The sequence below is a fragment of the Filobacillus milosensis genome (assembly GCF_004402015.1).
GTDB lineage: Bacteria > Bacillota > Bacilli > Bacillales > Alkalibacillaceae > Filobacillus > Filobacillus milosensis.
Window position 1 is genome coordinate 227,064 of the sequence record NZ_SOPW01000003.1, and the last position, 17,406, is coordinate 244,469.

Consider the following 17,406-nt stretch of genomic DNA (forward strand, 5'->3'; position numbering starts at 1 on the left):
GGGGGAGTTTTAGTATGAGTGATAAACCTATAATTCAAGTGAGAGATGATGGTTCTATTCTAGTAAAAGGTGATGTGGAATTACTAGATGCTGAAGGTAATAAATTTGAAACGAAACCGGCTTTTTCACTTTGTCGTTGTGGTGCTTCAACTAATAAACCATTTTGTGATGGATCACACAAAAAAATAGAATTTAACTCTAGAATTAGAGTTAATGAATAGTAATGGTAAGTAAGGAGCCCATTTTAGGCTCTTTTCTTTTATTGTATTTTACCTAACATATAGGAGAATTGACATGTATCGTAACCTAGTAACGTTTTCAATATTAATTTTAACTGTTTTCTTTTTAGCAAGTTTACCATTATCAATAGTTGTTTCTGGTGGTTCTTTACATATCAATTGGGCAGTTGCATTTGAACATATTTCGATGTTTTTCAAGGGTGTTCTTTCAGGTAAAACTTTTACATACGTTGAAGGTGAAGACCGCATACAAAGCTTCTTTGCAGATATTCCGAGTCATTTTGTTACATCATTTTTATATTTGTTAATCGCTTCATTAATCGCTATTTCATTCTCTTTAGTGCTATCCATATGGGTTAGTTTAACACAAAAAGAGTGGATTAAAGATATTATTGGTTTATTAAGTGTTATTCCGGATTTTATCATGATAATCTTTCTTCAAATTTTTGTAGTTTATATTTATGAAGAATATGGCATCGCACTTTCCAGAGTAGCAACCAGGTCATCTACTGAACCAGCTATTTTACTTCCGCTTATGGTGATGGTGTTGATCCCATTAATCTATTTAATAAGAAGCTTATCAGAGAGGTCATTTGATATTATGACCGAAGATTATATTTTAAGCGCCAAATCTAAAGGTATAAAAAAATTACACATTATCATTCATCATGTAATCCGTAATATCTTGCCGTTTTTAAAAGCAGATCTTCATAAGGTTCTCGCTATAATGATGTCTAATTTATTTATTGTCGAATACTTGTTTAATATAAACGGCTTATCAGCTTTTATATTTAATAGTTATTCTTATCAATTTAACCTAACCGTTAACACTTTATTTTCTTTAACTATTGTTTATATGCTGCTATATTTTTGCCTAATCATATTTATTAAATTTCTTGAAAGGGTTTTTGCAAATGACTAATTGGAGACTTTGGGTTGGGTTAAGTTTAACTGCAATTCTAATAATAATAGCAATAATAGGACCGGCTATAGCACCATACGATGAGGATTATGTTATGGAAGTCGAGTATTTCTATAATGGGGAGGATGATTACGGTATCATTTCTAATCCTGCACCTCCATCTGCAAAGCATCCTTTTGGTACAGACAAATGGGGCTATGATATTTTAACACTTTTACTGCATGGTGCTAAATATACTATATTTATTAGTCTTTTAGTTGCTTTTATGAGAGTAGTAGTAGGCGGAGGACTAGGCATTCTCATGGGTAACTTAAAAAATTCTAAAAATAACAATTTGGGATTTGGTTTTGGTTTATTAGGAAGTATCCCACAGTTCCTAATACTCTACTTTGTTTTATTTGGAATAACTATAAACTCATCTCTTTCCGTGTTTGAATTAACATTTTTACAGACAGTTTTAATGGTATTAATAGGAGTACCTGGTGTATTTTCAGCAACCAAAAGTAAAACAATCGAACTTAAAAAGAATCTGTTCATTACTGCTTCGAGAGCGTTAGGGGCTGGACCATGGTGGGTAACGACCAAACAAATTATTCCACACTTACGAGGTTCGTTATTATCATTATTTATTAAAGAGATTATTCTAACCTTAACTTTAATGGGTCAATTAGGGATTTTTAAGCTGTTTTTAGGTGGAACTATTTTGAGATTACATGGACCAGCAGTATACCTTTCAAAAACTAATGAGTGGACAGGGTTAATTGGGCAATGGCGTTCGTTTATTTATAGTTATGAATGGATATTGATGTATCCCTTAGCAGCATTTGTTATTACTATATTTTCTTTTTACCTCTTGTCTAGAGGTATAGAAATTTACCAGAGAGATCAATTAAAGAGGTATCCTCATATATAATATTAATCATTGTTTAAACAAATATAACCTTCCTTTTATGTATGAACGGTGTAGATTGTGAAAAATTAAACATATCATACCATTGAAAGGAATCAATTATGATAGAGATAAATTGGATGACCTATTTAATGATTATTTTGGCAAGTTATAGATTTACACATCTAATTGTTTTTGACAAGATCACGGAGTTTATAAGGAAGCCCTTCTTGAGAAAAAAGTCCATAAAAGATTCTTATGGACACACAGAAACAAAAGATGTGCCAACATCTAAATTTGGTTATTTATTAAATTGTTATTGGTGTGCAGGAGTGTGGAGTGCCTTATTTATGGCTTTAGGATACTTATATATTCCTGAAATAGCTTTGCCAATCATTTTTATCTTTTCAATAGCAGGTGCACAAGCTATATTAGAAACCTTTGTAGGGGTCGGTGTAAAATTAGTTGATTACTTAAAGAGAAATTAATGAGTATATGTAAAGTTGCAATAGAAGTACTTTTATCAAGTACTTCTATTGTTCATCTGGATCAAAGTCTAACTCATTGAGTAGTTGATTAATGTCCTCATCAAATAAAAATACTCTAGGCAGATTTTCTTCATCAAATGTTAGTAAATAAGGTGATTTGTCTTCCGGTATTATAATAATAACTGTATCAACTTCAGATTGAAGCCATTCATTATCAATTTTTATTTTGGGGTTTAATGGAATCTTAACCATATAACCGCTTTGGGGTACTGGATTAAGCCCTTTATATATACCAGTTATGTGATCTACATATTTCTCTATTTCTGTTTGCATTTCAGTTGTTTTGTGAATAATTTTTATAACTTTTTCTGCTTCAATATCAAAAATCTCAACGCTAAAATTGTCATCAATTTCTGCAGATATATACGATGGTAAAAGCAGTATAGTTAATAAAACAATACTAAGACATTTCAATCAAATCACCTCATGAAATTGACTTCACTAAAAATCTTCATTATCCCCAGGTGTTGCATCTAACGCTATTTCATATGCTTCAAGGATTGAATCCCGTATTTCAGCATCTTCGATAGGAACTAATATTTGTTCGTCACCTTCATAATCGATTCTCATAAGAAATGTGTCATTTACATCTTTTAAAAGAGCATACGATTCTTCTTCCATATCAAACAATGCTTCAACAATTAAATCCCGTTCATCTCCAATTTCGTCTCTAATTGTAATAATATCTTTATTGTCATCCACGATTAAGCCCTCCAATTATAGATTACAATTAGTCTTTGTCGATCGTGTTCAAATCATTCAAAAACCAATCAAACGTTTGTTTGATTTTTTGAGAGTTGATTGTATAAAGTTTAAAAAGTTCACAATTGAAAAAGATTAATTAAATGCCATAGCCTTAATTAAACAATATAAAGATTTCAATCAAACGTTTGATTGAAAATCATATACGGAGTGAGTATAAAATAAAAAGACCACCGAAAACCTTCTCGGCAGTCTTAACGTAGCAGAATAACTACTGGCTTATTAATATTTTATTCATCATCATTTTCTTCGGCCATATCTTGAACGGGACGACGTCCAAATAATAGGTCAGACCACGGATCTCTTTTTTCCTCATGAGACTCAGTCATCATCTCTTCTTCATTCATTTGATTGTTTTTTTCCTCCATTAATAACCCTCCTCAAAAAATGGTTTATCGTAACTAATTTTTTAGTTAGATAATTGTACTCTTACTGTCTAATATATATTTATAATCCTATTCAGTGTGGTTGTTTATACTAGAAAACTAGTATTTTGTCTAAATAATTTATATAAATGACCAAAAGTGAGTTATTTTTTTGAATTTGCACTATTAAATTTTTGGAAACTGTGTCATAATATTTAAAAATTATGGAAAAAGCGTTGAAGAGAAGAGTAAATCAATTTGATGTTCAAACAGAGAGCTTCGGGTGGTGAGAAGAAGTTGAAGATCGTTGATTGAAAATGGCCTCTGAGCTTCAAAGTTGAGTTAGATAACTAATTAGACTTTGACGAGATTTGACACTCGTTATCAATGTCAGAGTATAAGAACAACTTGTTCCGTACTTAATGAGGCTAATAATGTGAGTTATTAGTGAAATAAGGTGGTAACACGAGTGTATCTCGTCCTTAGACAATTCATTGTCTTTGGGCGAGTTTTTTTATTCCATAAATTTTATAAAAATATAGGGAGGAATGCAAATGTGTATTTTTATAGGCGGTGCTTGGCCTTATGCCAATGGTTCTTTACATTTAGGTCATATTTCAAGCTTGTTACCAGGGGACATTTTGGCTAGGTATTATAGAATGAAAGGTGAGAAGGTGCTATTTGTTTCTGGAAGTGATTGTAATGGTACACCTATTGCGATTAAAGCTAAACAAGAAAATGTCTCAATAAAAGAGATTTCAGATCACTATCACGAAGAATTCATTCAAGACTTCAACAAATTAGGATTCTCATATGATACTTATTCACGAACCGATTCTAAGTTACATCATGAAGTTGTAAAGAAGATTTTTTTGAAATTATTAAATAATAATCATTTGTATAAGCAAAAGGTGGAACAATGCTATTGTGATTATTGTGCACAGTTTTTACCAGATCGATTTGTAGAAGGTATATGTCCGAGTTGTCACAAACAAGCAAGAGGTGATCAATGTGACTTCTGTTCAAAGATATTAGATCCTTTAGATTTATTAAACAAAAAGTGCAAGACCTGTGGTAATTCCCCACGAGCTAAGGAAACCGAGCATTTCTATTTTAAGTTAAGTTCTTTTCAGTCAGACATTGAGGTTTATCTAGATGGTGTTAAAAATGATGGACAATGGCGAGATAATGCTATTCAGTTAACAGAGAGATATTTAAAAGAAGGTCTACATGATCGCGCAGCAACTAGAGATTTGCCTAATGGTGTGAGTGTTCCGTTTGAAGGATATGAAGATAAGAAAATTTATGTTTGGATTGAAGCTGTTTCTGGTTACTATTCTGCAAGTAAACAATGGGAGCTAGAACATAACAAAGACGCATCTTGTTTTTGGGGGAAAGATACAAAATCCTATTACATTCATGGAAAAGATAATATTCCATTTCATTCGATTATCTGGCCGTCAATTTTATTAGGGTTTAACCAACAGCCACTACCAACATATATTGTATCTAATGAGTATTTAACTATTGAACAGAAGAAATTATCAACGAGCAGAAATTGGGCAATTTGGGTAAAAGAAATACTCAAAAGGTATGGGGCTGACTCCGTACGATATTTTTTAACTATTAATGCACCTGAACACCGTGATGCTGACTTCTCTTGGCGAGAATTTATTTATAGTCATAATAGTGAGTTATTAGGCGCTTATGGAAATTTTGTTAATCGAACATTAAAATTTATTGAAAAGTCATATGAAAGCCAAATACCTAAATCCGATGTGAATCATGACATTAAAGTTAGAGTAGAGGAACTATATGAACATGTTGGCAAGCTTATTGAAAAAGCTCATTTTAAAGAAGCGTTAGAAGGGGTCTTTAATTTTATTCGTTATGCTAATAAATATTTTGATGAACAAAAGCCTTGGATACAGGTAAATGAAGAACCTACTGAATGCAAACATACATTATTAAATTGTGTTTATATCATTGTGAATTTATCTCAATTACTCGAACCATTTTTACCATTTTCAAGTCAAAAAATCAAAGACGTGTTAGGCCTTAGTCATTCAACGTGGGAAGAAGCGAATGTTCAAAGTACTTATATTAATGAAGTTAGGCCTTTATTTAAGAGGATAGATATAAATCAAATTGATAAAGAACTAGAGGCATTAAAGCATCAGACCTTAGAAAACTGAATATAAATATTTTACAGGTAGGAGAATTAAATTTATAAAAGAACTTTGAACCGCTACAAAAGCACGGTATTGCATCAAAGTATTAATTTAAATTAACTTTTCGGGCTAATATCATACATTATTCTCCAAACTAGGTTATAATTAATATAGAACATATTAATTTAAGAGGTGGTTCATATTAATAATTTAAACATTCAACACTATATGAACGAACATAATTTTAAAGTTACACAGTTGACTGAAACAATTGATAAGCAAACTGTGTTAGTTAAGTCAACAAACTTCGGTAATCCTAAGAGTGATAAATTAGGTCATGTACGTATTAAAAGAGGAAGAGAACAAAGCGAAGAATTCGAAATCATCGACTCTAATGATATTAATGCAAAAGTAGAGTTTGTTAATGATATGAATTGGATTGCAGATAAAATGAAAAATGAACTGATTTCTTTAATTCAACAAATGGGTGAAACAGCAAAACCTGTAAAAACTAATGCTACTTTAATTCGTACTAAAATTAATCAGGACTAAGAATAAAACCGTTGAAATCGCTATTTTACAATTTCCAACGGTTTTATTTGTTTACTAAATAATCAGGATGATTACTTTACAACTTATTAAAATTTGTTAACTGCTTTTAACATAAACCTTGTAAGTCACTCTTTATAAGGGTTCTTGTTTGTCATATTTAATCATGGATATTATTACCTGCTGAACCGTCATTATTATCTTGTTAATATAATTCTGAAAGTGATTATATAGGAGGAAGATAATAATGAGAACAGTAATTACAGCGATTATTTTCGCGTTAACAATAGTTACACTATCCACTACTTCTATAACTGCAGAAGAAACTACAAAATATTCAGCAAAGAGTGGAGATTCATTATGGAAAATTAGCCAAAAATATGATGTTCCACTTGAAGCACTACAACGAACAAACAATAAGTACGATGATTATTTAAAGATTGGTGAAACCTTAACCATTCCAACGGCTGTAAGTAATATTGATAAAGGTTTACTTGCTCGCTTAGTCCAGGCTGAAGCGAAGGGTGAATCTTATGCAGGTAAAGTTGCAGTTGCTACAGTTGTATTAAACAGAGTGGACAGCAATCAATTTCCTAACTCAGTAAAAGAAGTTATTTATGAAAAAGCAGGTGGCCATTATGCATTTACTCCTGTTAAAAATGGTCAAATCAAATTGCCTGCTAGTCAAGAAGCTAAGCAAGCAGTAGAGGAAGCATTAGAGTTTAGAGGGAAAGGTAATGGATCACTATATTTTTATAATCCAGCTACCTCCACAAGCTCATGGGTCTTCTCTAGAGAAACAACAATAACTATTGGAAAGCATAGATTCGCAAAGTAAATAATTAGAGTCACAGTTTTTAACACTGTGACTTTTTTTATGTCCATTTACTAATTCTGTCATTAGAAATTAGCAGGAAAAAAAGCAATGAAAAGCAAGATAAACAGTTTAAGAACAAAGAGTAATGGTAGTCATTTTTTTAAAAATAAAACAAGTATATCAAATTCCCTTCTTTAAAAAAGGGGATTTTAAATAAAATTTCAAACGGATATTTGGTATTTTATGTTAATATGTATTTACAGTATAAATACTAAGTATAATGGAGTAATTTAATGATTAAAGCAATATTTTTTGATTTAGATGGTACACTATTAAATCGTGAACGTACACTTGAGTTATTCGTTGAATATCAATACAACCAGTTCATCTCACCATTAGAAGTTGTTTCAAAAGATGATTACATAACAAAATTTATTGAATTAGATGACCGTGGTTATGTTTGGAAAGATAAAGTTTATCAACAATTAATGAAACACTTTAATATCTCTGCGCTTACTTGGCAAAGTTTGCTTAAAGATTACTTAAATAACTTTAAAGATTGTTGCACACCTTTTCCAGGTCTTATGCAAACCATTAAAAATTTAAAGTCTAATAATTTGGTTCTTGGAATTATTACAAATGGCAGGGGCCAATTCCAAATGGATAACATTAAAGCCTTAGGAATTGAAGACTACTTCGACACGATATTGATTTCAGAATGGGAAGGTATGAAAAAACCTGATGAAAGACTATTTAGAAAGGCTTTAGATCGACATCATTTGTCTGCGGGTGAATGTATTTTTGTAGGAGATCACCCAGATAAAGATATTAAGGCTTCAAACCACATTGGTATGATAAGTGTTTGGAAGGAAGACTGCTATTACGGCAAAGCAGATGCCGATTTTATCATTAAAGATTTAGTCGAGATTATAGACATAATAGATAAAATTAATCCCTAAGAGAGGTTTGATTACATGAAAAAAACCTTAATTTTAGTAATATCGCTATTAATTCTAACTGCATGCTCAAGTGAAGAAGATATAGTGATTGATAACAAAACGTCATTTAAAAGACTAGTTGTACAAAAAGTAATAAATAATAGCTCATCAACTGATTTATCTAAAACGGTTGAGGATACAGAAACCATTCAAGAAATATTAAATCTAGTAGAAGAGCTTGAAGTAGAAAGGTCTAATAATGATGACATATTTAAATTGATAAAATCTAAAGACACTTATATATTAGGGTTTTATAATGAACAATATCATTTTACAGATCATTTCCCTTATAGTTTTTATGTAACAGAAAACGGTACGTTCATATTTTTACAACGTCGAGTTGACGAATCGTGGACTCCGCGGATTTCATTAAAACAACATAAAGACCTATTAGATGAAATGCTTGAGATTGCAGAAGTAGACTTCTAGATACAAAGTTAAGGAGAAGAGAAATATTGAATTGGTTAAAACAAAACTATAATTTAAAGCTTATCTCTCTATTGGCAATCGTGGTTTACGGTGCTGCGTTTGCTCTTTCAATCTATATAAATCAAACAGAAGACAAATTGTTAATCCATGATGTGAGTCGATTATTTCCAGATCGGGTCTATGAAATAGTAGAAGGAGAAGAAGAAGCGGCCTTGGTTGAAGCGGTTAAGGCGGCTAAAGAAAATAATTTAAAGATATCAATTGGTGGGGCCCGGCATAGTCAGGGTGGACATGCATTCTATCAAGACTCTGTGTTTTTAGATATGTCTAATTATAATAAAATCCTTAAATTAGATGAAAAAGAAAAAACCATTAAGGTCCAAAGTGGTGTGACTTGGGAACAAATACAAGATTACATAAATCCACACGGGTTAGCCATAAAGGTTATGCAATCATCTAATGTTTTTACTGTAGGTGGGTCATTAAGCTCGAATGTTCATGGACGAGATCCACAATACGGACCTCTAATTGAAACCGTTAAATCATTTCGATTACTTAAAGCTGACGGAAATGTCATTAATGTGAGCAGAAACGAGAATGAAGAATTATTTGAGTTAGTTATTGGTGGTTATGGATTATTTGGTGTAATTCTAGATGTCACTTTAGAATTAACGGACAATGAAATCTACGTATCACAAACTGAAAAGATAAATTATAAAGATTATCCCGAATACATAATAAAACAAATCGCCAACAATGACGATGTTGGTTTGCATTTTGCCCGATTAGCTGCAACACCTGATGATTTACTGAATGATATGTATATGACAACGTATCGTACAATCGATAAAGGTGATGATCGGTATCCAACTAATGAAGATGACTATGAAGAACTTGTCGAGTTAAATGAAGAACAAAATGTTTTAAGGGATAAATTCTTCTTTGGTTTATCAAGAAAGTATGATTGGGCAAAGAATTTAGTATGGGATCTGCAGCAGAAATTATATGCAGAAAAAGAAGAGGGGGAGGTTGTGTCTCGAAATAATGCAATGAGACCTCCGATTGAATTCCTGGAATATGATTCAGATAAAGATACTGATATTCTCCAAGAATATTTTATCCCAGTTGACCATTTTGAGGAGTTTGTAGATGGTCTTAGAAAGATTGTAAAGGAAGATGACTTAAATTTAATGAATGTAACAGTTCGTTACACACCTAAACATAATGAAGGTTACCTTACTTATGCTAAAGAAGATACTCTGGCATTAGTACTTCTATTTAATCATGAATTATCAGATGAAGGGATTGCTCATATGAAACTATCAACTCAAAAAATTGTTAATCAGGCTCTTGAATTGAATGGTAGATACTATTTGACCTATCAGTTATTTCCTTCTCAAGATCAAATTCGTAAAGCCTATCCTAAAATCGAATCGTTTTTTAAACGCAAACTGGAATATGATCCGAACGAACGCTTTATGAATAATTTCTATGAAAGGTACGCTAAATAAGATGCTTAAATGGATAGTTATTTCTCAAAGTCTATTATTATTTGGTACTGGGTTGGTTTTTCCTTTTTATATTATTTTCTTAAGTGAAGTTGGAGGTAATTTTTCTGAGTTCGGCATAGCTTATGGTATTTTCACCATTAGTTCTGCTTTAGTCCATCATTGGGTAGGCAGACGGTCAGACAAAGTAGGCAGAAAATCATTTTTGCTTATAAATACATGGGGAAGTGCACTGATTTATTTAACATTTCCAATAATAACAAGCATCGGACAAGTTTATATCATACAGGTTCTATTAGGTATATTGGGTGCTATGCAAAAAACAAGTGAAAAAGCCATTGTTGCTGATTTTACTGATGGAGAATCACGGGGTAAGAAAATAGGCTCTTACCACTTTTGGGTCTCTTTATTCTCAGGATTCGCGGTAATAGTCGGTGGATTTTTAATTGATTTATTAACTGTGGATATCATTTTTTATTTTGGATCAATTATTTTATTTGTTAGTGGGTGGTTTATTTTATTTATAAATGAATCTAGAGATGTTAATTAAGAGCCTTGAATCCAGCTCTCTTAGAAATTCTGTTCAGAATACACATTTAAATTTAAATCTTTATCTCTGACTGTAGCAAGAAAGATTCCATCAGTATGATCGAAGCCTTTTTGTTTAAGTTCATTCTCTAACCATGCTACATCCTTATTTAAAGAGTCAAGATGGTTGTGTTGTATTTTACCTTCAATAATAACAATGATGGGTAAGCCAGGATCAGAAACGTCTATATCGAGATGACTGGGAGTCACAAACGTTTTATCTTTTTTAGGGAGTATACTAATTTCACCATTAGGTTCTAATAAAGCGTAATCTATGTCACTGATATCAAAATATCCAGCTGTTCTTATTGTAGATAATAGTTCCATAAGAGTGTAACGGCTTTTCTTTAGATTATGCGACATAATTTTACCATGCTTAATTAAATAAGTTGAATCTCCAATTAGATATTTATTTAATTTATTTATGAGCGTAAGTTTAGAAATTGTTAAATAAAGAATAATAACAGTTATACCACCGGCTAATCCTTGAGAAATTCCCTTTACGTCTATGGAACCAAATAACACATATGCAAGAAAAAATATAGCTCCGAAGTCATGAGCCGTCAATTGAGCTAGAGCGGATTTCCCTAATAAACGTACACCAGTAACATAAACAATAAAAAGTAATGTAATTTCAGCAATTAATCCAAGCATATACGACACCCTATAAATTAGTCTAAGTTTTAGTATGTTGAATAAGTGTATCGTCATACATAAGATCAGAATGAGAAAAGGGAAGGGAGGGCCCGAAGAATATTTCTAACATTAGATATACATAATTGACTCGTAACCAAACACTAAGATTGAATATTAGTCAAAGACCATTTAAAATCTGTATAGAGACAAAAATACTATTTTAAATTACAATATTGGGAGTTGTATATCATGGCTGAACTTATTGAAAGTAAAGAACAGTTTAATCAATTAATAACGAAAGAACAACCTGTTGTGTTTAAGTTTTCTGGAGACTGGTGTCCTGATTGTAAACGTATGGACTTTTTTATTGGTAGTGTTCTAGACAAATTTGAAGAGTTTCCTTTCTATGAAATAGATAAAGACCAATTTCCAGAGCTTGCTGAAGAATATCAAGTGATGGGGATTCCAAGTCTATTGGTATTTAAAGAAGGAGAAAAAGTTGGTCATTTGCATAGTGCATATGCTAAAACGCCTGATGAGGTAACTGAATACCTTGAAGATTATTTCAAAAAAATAACTTCAACGAAATAAGTAAAAAAGCATCCAGTTATTTGGATGCTTTTTTCACTGGAAAATTTCGTGCATGAGGCAACTTGTTAATTTATGTTTTATCTTCATCATGAGTATCTGAATCGTTAATATTATCTAATGAGTTGTCTTCCGAAAATTCTGTTTGTAAGTTTCGATGATTTACAGAAGGTCTTTCCTCGGTTTCCATTTCGTTATATTCAGATTTAACCCACTTATGAAAGAAATATTCAAAAACTGTTAATCCCGCACTAGAAATGAGTGAAGCAGTTAATAAATCTCCTCCATAGGTCAGCATATCAAGCATGAAATAGATCACAACAAAAGCCAATACGAAATCAGTTGCTGTTGCAATAGTGTTATTCGTTCTCGGTAAGATAAAAGCATCCCCAATATAAGAAATAAGAGTGAGTGCAATACTGATTAATAGTACATTATTAAACGCTACATCATAACCGAAGCCCAGAATTAAATATAGCAAAACAAAGCATGCAACAAATTTAGTTAAAATTAGCTTAAAATGATTCATCGTTATTTTCCTCCTTTCTTTATTGATTAGTATGGCTATATTAATGAATATTATTTATTTAATGATGGTGAAAGAAGGAAGTTAGATAATGATATATCACGGTCTTGAGATTAACTTTTCAAAAAAATTGAACATCCATTTCACAAATATAAATAATATATTACGCCTTTTTTTAAAAAAATTACTTCTGCCTGAACCATAATTTTTATGGAAACTTTGAAATAGCTTCATATGATTAACAACTTTGATGAAGTAGTTGATTCCCTAAAAATGAATCCAGAAGTATTACCATACTAATTTTGAATTATTATTCAAATTACATTAGAAAAAAGAGCTGACTAAAGATTGAATTTAGTCAGCTCTTTTTATTTAACAGCTTCCGCCAATTCCAGGTAGCGCTTTTATTTGTATTCCATGTGGAGCATCACCAACGGTAATTTCTTCCACAATTTCATTTGTCTCCATGTTTAATACAGCAACTTTATTCGTGCCATTTAAAGTGATATATGCTTTTGTTTGTTTACGATTAAATGAAATGTGTTTAGGCGTTGATATATTGTCTAATTTCTTAATTATCTTCTGATTGTCTAAATCATAGATGGTAATACTTTTGCCTTCCATATTTGTTGAAATTAGTTTAGAACCATCTTCAGTGATAACAAAGTCTGTAACACCTTCTCCAACTTTAAATTGAGCTACTTTTTCTCCATTTGGTATATCAAAAACTTCAACTTGTTCACTAGTGGCAACATATAATTGATTTCCATTATTATTCGTTTTTATAACTCTAGGTGTAGATGAAGTTTCAAATGTTTTAGTAAGTTTATTATTTTCCACTAAATATACACGATTGTTCTCATGATCACTTACGATAAGTTGATCACCGTTTAAATATGGATAATTAGTTTTAGCACCTTTTCCAAGATCAATTTGGTTAACAACTTTTTCTTGCTCAGTATTAATCACATAGACGTATTGATCGCCAACTGTTGTGACATATAACGTTTTATTGTTAGGAGTTATAGCTATTCCATGCGGAAGTGGTCCAACCTCAATTTCTTTGGTCATTTTTAATGATTGTGTATTGATGATTCCGACTGTACTACTGTTTTGGTTAGCGACATATGCGCGTCGCATCGTACTAGAAAAAACTAAGTTGGCAGGTTTTTCACCTGTTTCAATTTCTCCAACAACCTTACTTGAACGAATGTCTATTATTGATATCTTATTATCTGCTTCGCTAGGTACATAAAATTGAACACTCGTTAATTGACTTGCTTTATTCTGCTCATCGATTTCATCCTGTGTCACCATCGCACAACCTGCTAGGGAACATGAAATGAATATAAGGGCAATAATTAATAAGTTATGCTTCATTTCCGTCTCGCTCCTTGTGTAAATTTAACCATTTTTAATTGTAACACATATATATTATAATATGCTTAATAAATCTTATCAGATTACTTGGAATTAATCCATTGTAATTTTATCGGATTAATGATAGTATAATTTTCGGTGGATAACAACAAGAAAATTAGGGGGAAATTAAATTATGAATTTTAAAAAAATATTTTGGTCTATAGGAATACTATTATTACTTCTAATCGCTGGATGTGCGAATACATCATCTTCAGATGGTTCAGATAAAGAAACATATCCCAATGCTGATTTGTTAGTTGATACTGAGTGGGCAAAGGATCATTTAGAAGATGAGAGTATAACGTTTATTGATATGCGTGCAGAGGGATTTGATCAAGGGCATATTCCTGGTGCAGCTTCATATAATTGGGGACAGTTGGTAGATCCAGACTTTGAAGTTGAAGGTTTCTTGATTGGACCTGAAGAATTTGCTGGTCAAATGCAGAAACTGGGTGTGAATGAAGACTCTACTGTAGTCATTTATGATGATGGAAATAGTTTAGCTGCTGCTCGATTATTTTATGCACTAGAATACTATGGTCACACAGATATTAAAATTTTAGACGGCGGATACACTGGTTGGTTAAATGCAGGTCATGATATTTCAACAGAGAAATCTTCTGTAGCTGCTGGGAACTTTAAAGCAGAAGCTAATGAAGATTTACAATCATCTCAACAGGAAGTGTTAGATAGTTTAGATAGTAAGGATGTGGTTTTCTTAGACACACGTTCTAAAGAAGAATACACTGGTGAAAACTTACGTGCTGAGCGCGGTGGACATATTCCAAACGCTGTTCACATTGAATGGAAAGAAGCAGTAACTAAGAATGATGCAGGTGTTCCTAAATTTAAATCATTTGATGAATTAAAAGAGCAATTTGAAGAAGCTGGCGTAACTAAAGATAAGAAAATCGTACCTTATTGCCAAACAAACGTACGTGGAGCGCATTCTTACTTTGTTTTAAGATTGCTAGGTTACGATAATGTAAGTCCATATGAAGGTTCATGGGCTCAGTGGGGGAATAACCCTGATACTCCTATTGATGGGTAAGGTGATTTCGATGACTAATGAATTAGAAGGTATTAAACAGATTGATTATAAGGAATTAAATGATCTAATAAACTCAAATTCTTCTGAATACGTTATTGATGTACGTGAATATGAGGAGTACGTGGAGGGGCATATACCAGATATTCCTCTCATTCCGATGAGTGAAATTATAGATCTAATCGATCAATTTGAAAAAGATCAACCTTATATATTTGTTTGTAGAAGTGGGCGAAGAAGTCAAGAAGTAGCAAAGTTTTTCAAAATGAATGGAATAGAGAATGTCGCTAATTACGAAGGCGGCATGCTAGAGTGGCAAGATGAAATTGAGACTGGTGAAACGAATATCATTGAAAGTATTTCTAATTTATATAAAAAGTAGAGTTCTAGATTAGGAGGAATTAACATGAGTTTAAAAGCAGAAGAATTAAAAGGGTTAGAAATTAACCATCATGTTGATGGGGTAGGAGAAGTTTGCCCACACACATTAAATATTGCTTTAAGTGCATTGAAAAAAGCAAAACCAGGTGAAGTTGTTGTTGAAGAAACAGATCATTCAATCGCAACAAAAACAATCCCAGCAGCTGTTAAGATGAATAAAATTGCAGAAGTATTAGGAATCGTAGAAGAAAACGGCTTATACAAAATCTATCTACGAAAATTGTAAACAATAAAGGTGATACAAAATGGAATTTTTCTTAATAGATATGTTTATTGCTGCGGCAATCTTTGGATTTTTATACGGGTTTTTATTACAAAAAGCTGACTTTTGCTTCGTTGCTTCTGTCCGAGATTTTGTAAGTGTGAGAGACAGCCGTTTAGGAAAAGGTGTGCTCATATTGATTGCTACAGCAATGATGGGATGGGGGATAAGCTTAACCTTTGGCTGGTCAACTATTGGTGAAGTTTGGTCAGTTCCTATTGGGTTTACCAACTTAGTTGGTGGTCTTTTATTTGGTATAGGTATGACTATTGCGGGAAGTTGTGCATCTGGTGCATTATATCGAGCGGGTATGGGATATGTTCAATTTTGGATTGTTATTATAAGCATGATGATTGGAAATATCTTGTTTGCGCTTGTATATGATCCATGGACAGCTAACTATGTTCAGCAACCTCTCCAGTTAGCAGAATCAGGATTTAGCCTTTTCCAATTAAATCTACCTTTTTTATTACTACCGATACTAATAGTAGGTGTAATGATTTTAATCACAATTAGACAATTCGGTGTAAAAGGGTTCTTTAACGGTTTTAAGGAAGCTGCAATGGATCTTAAAGGTAATCCTTTAAAACGTTCTCATTGGGATATCCGATTAGTTGCCTTTTTATTAGGAGTTATTGCAACTGTTCAATTTATTATAATGTCGTCAATTAGTATCACAGGGCCTGAAACGAGAATGGTCGGAGTGGCGTTATCATTCATATTTGGTGAAGAGTTCATTTATAACAACACTTATTTAAACCAAATGTTTGCGAGCTTCCCCAGCATTGGAATAGGACCTGAAGAAACATTGATTATTTTTATCGTTCTTGGTGCATTTGTTGCTTCACTTTTAAGTGGAAGTTTCAGATTGCGTTTACCTAAAAAGAAACGTCTACCATATGCCATTGGTGGCGGATTATTGATGGGGATTTCCTCCAGACTAGCACCTGGTTGTAACATTGCAAATGTTGTTTCAGGAGTTGGCGGCCTCTCCATAAGTAGTATTATTGTGGTTATTGGTATGGCTGTCGGAGTGTTTATTGCAACTGCTTATATCTTTAAGATGCCATTATTATTATTTCAAAAAATGGATTTTGAAGATGATATAGCTAGTTAAGTATAATTAATAAAATCACCTTTGTAGCCTCAATTTCGTTTGATGTTTAATGGAATTGAGGCTATTTTATATTGCTGAAAGAGGAGCGTGTTCTAGATATGTAATTGGTCAATAGGAAGGTCTAAAAGATATTACACATAAAAACTTAAGTAATATAATTAGTAGCTATTATAAATTTTGAATTTAGATTAACAATAATATTTAATCCTCATTAATTATTCTTCCAAAGAGGGAATAATTTAATCATGTTGAGAATGAAAAGGGGAGGATTTTAAAATAAGAATTTTGTTCAAGGGCATACTATAGAAAAGGAGGAATATAATTATGTCTGAAGAAAACAAGAATAAAAACAAGGACAAAGGTAGACAAAAAAATGTACTTAAGTACAATACAGAGCCGAAAAGAAATAATAAAACGGCAGATAACACTGAATTTGCTGAAGATAGTGAGTTTACAAATATAAACGGGAAAAGAAATAAAAGACAGAATAAATAAAAAGGGAATGGCTGTCAAAGTAGTCAGCCATTCCAATAATTTAATTAATGCAAGTCAATAATAACTGTTACCTCATAACCTTTAAT

General features: G+C 32.1%; 23 protein-coding genes and 1 other annotated feature. Of the genes, 17 read left to right on the forward strand and 6 right to left on the reverse strand.

Annotation, left to right across the window (positions count from 1 at the left end):
* The first annotated feature begins 14 nt into the window (after nucleotides 1-14).
* The 4 genes from E3U55_RS04295 to E3U55_RS04310 all read left to right on the forward strand — a co-directional run bounded on the left by E3U55_RS04295 (nucleotide 15) and on the right by E3U55_RS04310 (nucleotide 2,538).
* Nucleotides 15-221, forward strand: a complete 207-nt coding sequence (locus tag E3U55_RS04295) for a CDGSH iron-sulfur domain-containing protein (RefSeq protein WP_134339097.1) — start codon at nucleotides 15-17, stop codon at nucleotides 219-221.
* Between the two features lie 73 nt (nucleotides 222-294).
* On the forward strand, nucleotides 295-1,161 hold the full coding sequence (locus E3U55_RS04300) for an ABC transporter permease subunit (protein WP_134339098.1): 867 nt from the start codon (nucleotides 295-297) through the stop codon (nucleotides 1,159-1,161).
* Nucleotides 1,154-2,074, forward strand: a complete 921-nt coding sequence (locus E3U55_RS04305) for an ABC transporter permease (RefSeq protein ID WP_134339099.1) — start codon at nucleotides 1,154-1,156, stop codon at nucleotides 2,072-2,074. The genes E3U55_RS04300 and E3U55_RS04305 overlap by 8 nt, the downstream gene beginning before the upstream one ends.
* 98 nt (nucleotides 2,075-2,172) lie before the next feature.
* Nucleotides 2,173-2,538, forward strand: a complete 366-nt coding sequence (locus E3U55_RS04310; RefSeq protein WP_194840815.1) for a DUF1360 domain-containing protein — start codon at nucleotides 2,173-2,175, stop codon at nucleotides 2,536-2,538.
* Nucleotides 2,539-2,583: 45 nt separating this feature from the next.
* On the opposite strand, the gene E3U55_RS04315 is transcribed toward E3U55_RS04310, so the two are convergent.
* The 3 genes from E3U55_RS04315 to E3U55_RS17245 all read right to left on the reverse strand — a co-directional run bounded on the left by E3U55_RS04315 (nucleotide 2,584) and on the right by E3U55_RS17245 (nucleotide 3,728).
* On the reverse strand, nucleotides 2,584-3,012 hold the full coding sequence (locus tag E3U55_RS04315; protein WP_134339101.1) for a hypothetical protein: 429 nt from the start codon (nucleotides 3,010-3,012) through the stop codon (nucleotides 2,584-2,586).
* A gap of 27 nt (nucleotides 3,013-3,039) precedes the next feature.
* Nucleotides 3,040-3,300 (reverse strand): DUF1292 domain-containing protein, encoded by a 261-nt coding sequence (locus E3U55_RS04320; protein ID WP_323740399.1) that lies wholly within the window; start codon nucleotides 3,298-3,300, stop codon nucleotides 3,040-3,042.
* Between the two features lie 290 nt (nucleotides 3,301-3,590).
* Nucleotides 3,591-3,728, reverse strand: a complete 138-nt coding sequence (locus E3U55_RS17245) for a hypothetical protein (protein WP_153801893.1) — start codon at nucleotides 3,726-3,728, stop codon at nucleotides 3,591-3,593.
* A 224-nt stretch (nucleotides 3,729-3,952) separates the two neighbouring features.
* Nucleotides 3,953-4,212, forward strand: a binding site (T-box leader).
* A gap of 67 nt (nucleotides 4,213-4,279) precedes the next feature.
* Between E3U55_RS17245 and metG the strand changes: the two genes are divergently transcribed.
* The 7 genes from metG to E3U55_RS04355 all read left to right on the forward strand — a co-directional run bounded on the left by metG (nucleotide 4,280) and on the right by E3U55_RS04355 (nucleotide 10,747).
* Complete coding sequence (gene metG, locus E3U55_RS04325) at nucleotides 4,280-5,920, forward strand: methionine--tRNA ligase (RefSeq protein WP_134339102.1); 1,641 nt, start codon at nucleotides 4,280-4,282, stop codon at nucleotides 5,918-5,920.
* A gap of 204 nt (nucleotides 5,921-6,124) precedes the next feature.
* On the forward strand, nucleotides 6,125-6,448 hold the full coding sequence (locus tag E3U55_RS04330; RefSeq protein WP_134339103.1) for a hypothetical protein: 324 nt from the start codon (nucleotides 6,125-6,127) through the stop codon (nucleotides 6,446-6,448).
* 244 nt (nucleotides 6,449-6,692) lie between these two features.
* The gene (locus E3U55_RS04335; RefSeq protein ID WP_134339104.1) at nucleotides 6,693-7,283 is read left to right on the forward strand and encodes a cell wall hydrolase; all 591 of its coding nucleotides are present in this window, start codon (nucleotides 6,693-6,695) and stop codon (nucleotides 7,281-7,283) included.
* A gap of 272 nt (nucleotides 7,284-7,555) precedes the next feature.
* Complete coding sequence (locus E3U55_RS04340; RefSeq protein ID WP_134339105.1) at nucleotides 7,556-8,221, forward strand: HAD family hydrolase; 666 nt, start codon at nucleotides 7,556-7,558, stop codon at nucleotides 8,219-8,221.
* Between the two features lie 15 nt (nucleotides 8,222-8,236).
* Nucleotides 8,237-8,689: a hypothetical protein gene (locus E3U55_RS04345; protein WP_134339106.1), complete on the forward strand. Its 453-nt coding sequence runs from the start codon at nucleotides 8,237-8,239 to the stop codon at nucleotides 8,687-8,689.
* 26 nt (nucleotides 8,690-8,715) lie between these two features.
* On the forward strand, nucleotides 8,716-10,200 hold the full coding sequence (locus E3U55_RS04350) for an FAD-binding oxidoreductase (protein ID WP_134339107.1): 1,485 nt from the start codon (nucleotides 8,716-8,718) through the stop codon (nucleotides 10,198-10,200).
* A gap of 1 nt (nucleotide 10,201) precedes the next feature.
* Complete coding sequence (locus E3U55_RS04355) at nucleotides 10,202-10,747, forward strand: MFS transporter (protein WP_228547470.1); 546 nt, start codon at nucleotides 10,202-10,204, stop codon at nucleotides 10,745-10,747.
* 20 nt (nucleotides 10,748-10,767) lie between these two features.
* Here the strand turns inward: E3U55_RS04355 and E3U55_RS04360 are convergent, their stop codons facing one another.
* Nucleotides 10,768-11,439 (reverse strand): DUF421 domain-containing protein, encoded by a 672-nt coding sequence (locus E3U55_RS04360; RefSeq protein WP_134339109.1) that lies wholly within the window; start codon nucleotides 11,437-11,439, stop codon nucleotides 10,768-10,770.
* Nucleotides 11,440-11,670: 231 nt separating this feature from the next.
* Between E3U55_RS04360 and E3U55_RS04365 the strand changes: the two genes are divergently transcribed.
* Nucleotides 11,671-12,012, forward strand: a complete 342-nt coding sequence (locus tag E3U55_RS04365; protein ID WP_134339110.1) for a thioredoxin family protein — start codon at nucleotides 11,671-11,673, stop codon at nucleotides 12,010-12,012.
* Nucleotides 12,013-12,082: 70 nt separating this feature from the next.
* Here the strand turns inward: E3U55_RS04365 and E3U55_RS04370 are convergent, their stop codons facing one another.
* Nucleotides 12,083-12,538, reverse strand: coding sequence for a YndM family protein (locus E3U55_RS04370; protein ID WP_134339111.1), 456 nt, complete (start codon nucleotides 12,536-12,538; stop codon nucleotides 12,083-12,085).
* 369 nt (nucleotides 12,539-12,907) lie between these two features.
* Nucleotides 12,908-13,915 carry a YncE family protein gene (locus tag E3U55_RS04375; RefSeq protein WP_134339112.1) on the reverse strand — a complete coding sequence of 336 codons (1,008 nt, stop codon included), beginning with the start codon at nucleotides 13,913-13,915 and terminating at the stop codon, nucleotides 12,908-12,910.
* A gap of 175 nt (nucleotides 13,916-14,090) precedes the next feature.
* On the opposite strand from E3U55_RS04375, the gene E3U55_RS04380 reads away from it, so the two are divergent.
* From E3U55_RS04380 to E3U55_RS17530, 5 genes are all read left to right on the forward strand, one after another.
* On the forward strand, nucleotides 14,091-15,008 hold the full coding sequence (locus tag E3U55_RS04380; protein ID WP_134339113.1) for a sulfurtransferase: 918 nt from the start codon (nucleotides 14,091-14,093) through the stop codon (nucleotides 15,006-15,008).
* 10 nt (nucleotides 15,009-15,018) lie between these two features.
* A complete protein-coding gene (locus tag E3U55_RS04385) occupies nucleotides 15,019-15,387 on the forward strand; it encodes a rhodanese-like domain-containing protein (RefSeq protein WP_134339114.1) in 369 nt (122 codons plus the stop codon).
* A gap of 24 nt (nucleotides 15,388-15,411) precedes the next feature.
* Nucleotides 15,412-15,672 carry a sulfurtransferase TusA family protein gene (locus E3U55_RS04390; RefSeq protein ID WP_134339115.1) on the forward strand — a complete coding sequence of 87 codons (261 nt, stop codon included), beginning with the start codon at nucleotides 15,412-15,414 and terminating at the stop codon, nucleotides 15,670-15,672.
* Between the two features lie 19 nt (nucleotides 15,673-15,691).
* Nucleotides 15,692-16,825, forward strand: a complete 1,134-nt coding sequence (locus E3U55_RS04395; protein WP_134339116.1) for a YeeE/YedE family protein — start codon at nucleotides 15,692-15,694, stop codon at nucleotides 16,823-16,825.
* Nucleotides 16,826-17,149: 324 nt separating this feature from the next.
* Entirely contained in the window at nucleotides 17,150-17,320 is a 171-nt protein-coding gene (locus E3U55_RS17530; protein WP_194840816.1) for a hypothetical protein, read from the forward strand.
* Nucleotides 17,321-17,406: the final 86 nt, after the last annotated feature.

Excerpts from the sequence above, each read along its gene's own strand:
- E3U55_RS04295 (WP_134339097.1), top strand. The coding sequence starts at position 15 with ATGAGTGATAAACCTATAATTCAAGTGAGAGATGATGGTTCTATTCTA.
- E3U55_RS04300 (WP_134339098.1), top strand. The coding sequence starts at position 295 with ATGTATCGTAACCTAGTAACGTTTTCAATATTAATTTTAACTGTTTTC.
- E3U55_RS04305 (WP_134339099.1), top strand. The coding sequence starts at position 1,154 with ATGACTAATTGGAGACTTTGGGTTGGGTTAAGTTTAACTGCAATTCTA.
- E3U55_RS04310 (WP_194840815.1), top strand. The coding sequence starts at position 2,173 with ATGATAGAGATAAATTGGATGACCTATTTAATGATTATTTTGGCAAGT.
- E3U55_RS17245 (WP_153801893.1), bottom strand. The coding sequence starts at position 3,728 with ATGGAGGAAAAAAACAATCAAATGAATGAAGAAGAGATGATGACTGAG.
- metG (WP_134339102.1), top strand. The coding sequence starts at position 4,280 with ATGTGTATTTTTATAGGCGGTGCTTGGCCTTATGCCAATGGTTCTTTA.
- E3U55_RS04330 (WP_134339103.1), top strand. The coding sequence starts at position 6,125 with ATGAACGAACATAATTTTAAAGTTACACAGTTGACTGAAACAATTGAT.
- E3U55_RS04335 (WP_134339104.1), top strand. The coding sequence starts at position 6,693 with ATGAGAACAGTAATTACAGCGATTATTTTCGCGTTAACAATAGTTACA.
- E3U55_RS04340 (WP_134339105.1), top strand. The coding sequence starts at position 7,556 with ATGATTAAAGCAATATTTTTTGATTTAGATGGTACACTATTAAATCGT.
- E3U55_RS04345 (WP_134339106.1), top strand. The coding sequence starts at position 8,237 with ATGAAAAAAACCTTAATTTTAGTAATATCGCTATTAATTCTAACTGCA.
- E3U55_RS04355 (WP_228547470.1), top strand. The coding sequence starts at position 10,202 with ATGCTTAAATGGATAGTTATTTCTCAAAGTCTATTATTATTTGGTACT.
- E3U55_RS04360 (WP_134339109.1), bottom strand. The coding sequence starts at position 11,439 with ATGCTTGGATTAATTGCTGAAATTACATTACTTTTTATTGTTTATGTT.
- E3U55_RS04365 (WP_134339110.1), top strand. The coding sequence starts at position 11,671 with ATGGCTGAACTTATTGAAAGTAAAGAACAGTTTAATCAATTAATAACG.
- E3U55_RS04370 (WP_134339111.1), bottom strand. The coding sequence starts at position 12,538 with ATGAATCATTTTAAGCTAATTTTAACTAAATTTGTTGCATGCTTTGTT.
- E3U55_RS04375 (WP_134339112.1), bottom strand. The coding sequence starts at position 13,915 with ATGAAGCATAACTTATTAATTATTGCCCTTATATTCATTTCATGTTCC.
- E3U55_RS04380 (WP_134339113.1), top strand. The coding sequence starts at position 14,091 with ATGAATTTTAAAAAAATATTTTGGTCTATAGGAATACTATTATTACTT.
- E3U55_RS04385 (WP_134339114.1), top strand. The coding sequence starts at position 15,019 with ATGACTAATGAATTAGAAGGTATTAAACAGATTGATTATAAGGAATTA.
- E3U55_RS04390 (WP_134339115.1), top strand. The coding sequence starts at position 15,412 with ATGAGTTTAAAAGCAGAAGAATTAAAAGGGTTAGAAATTAACCATCAT.
- E3U55_RS04395 (WP_134339116.1), top strand. The coding sequence starts at position 15,692 with ATGGAATTTTTCTTAATAGATATGTTTATTGCTGCGGCAATCTTTGGA.
- E3U55_RS17530 (WP_194840816.1), top strand. The coding sequence starts at position 17,150 with ATGTCTGAAGAAAACAAGAATAAAAACAAGGACAAAGGTAGACAAAAA.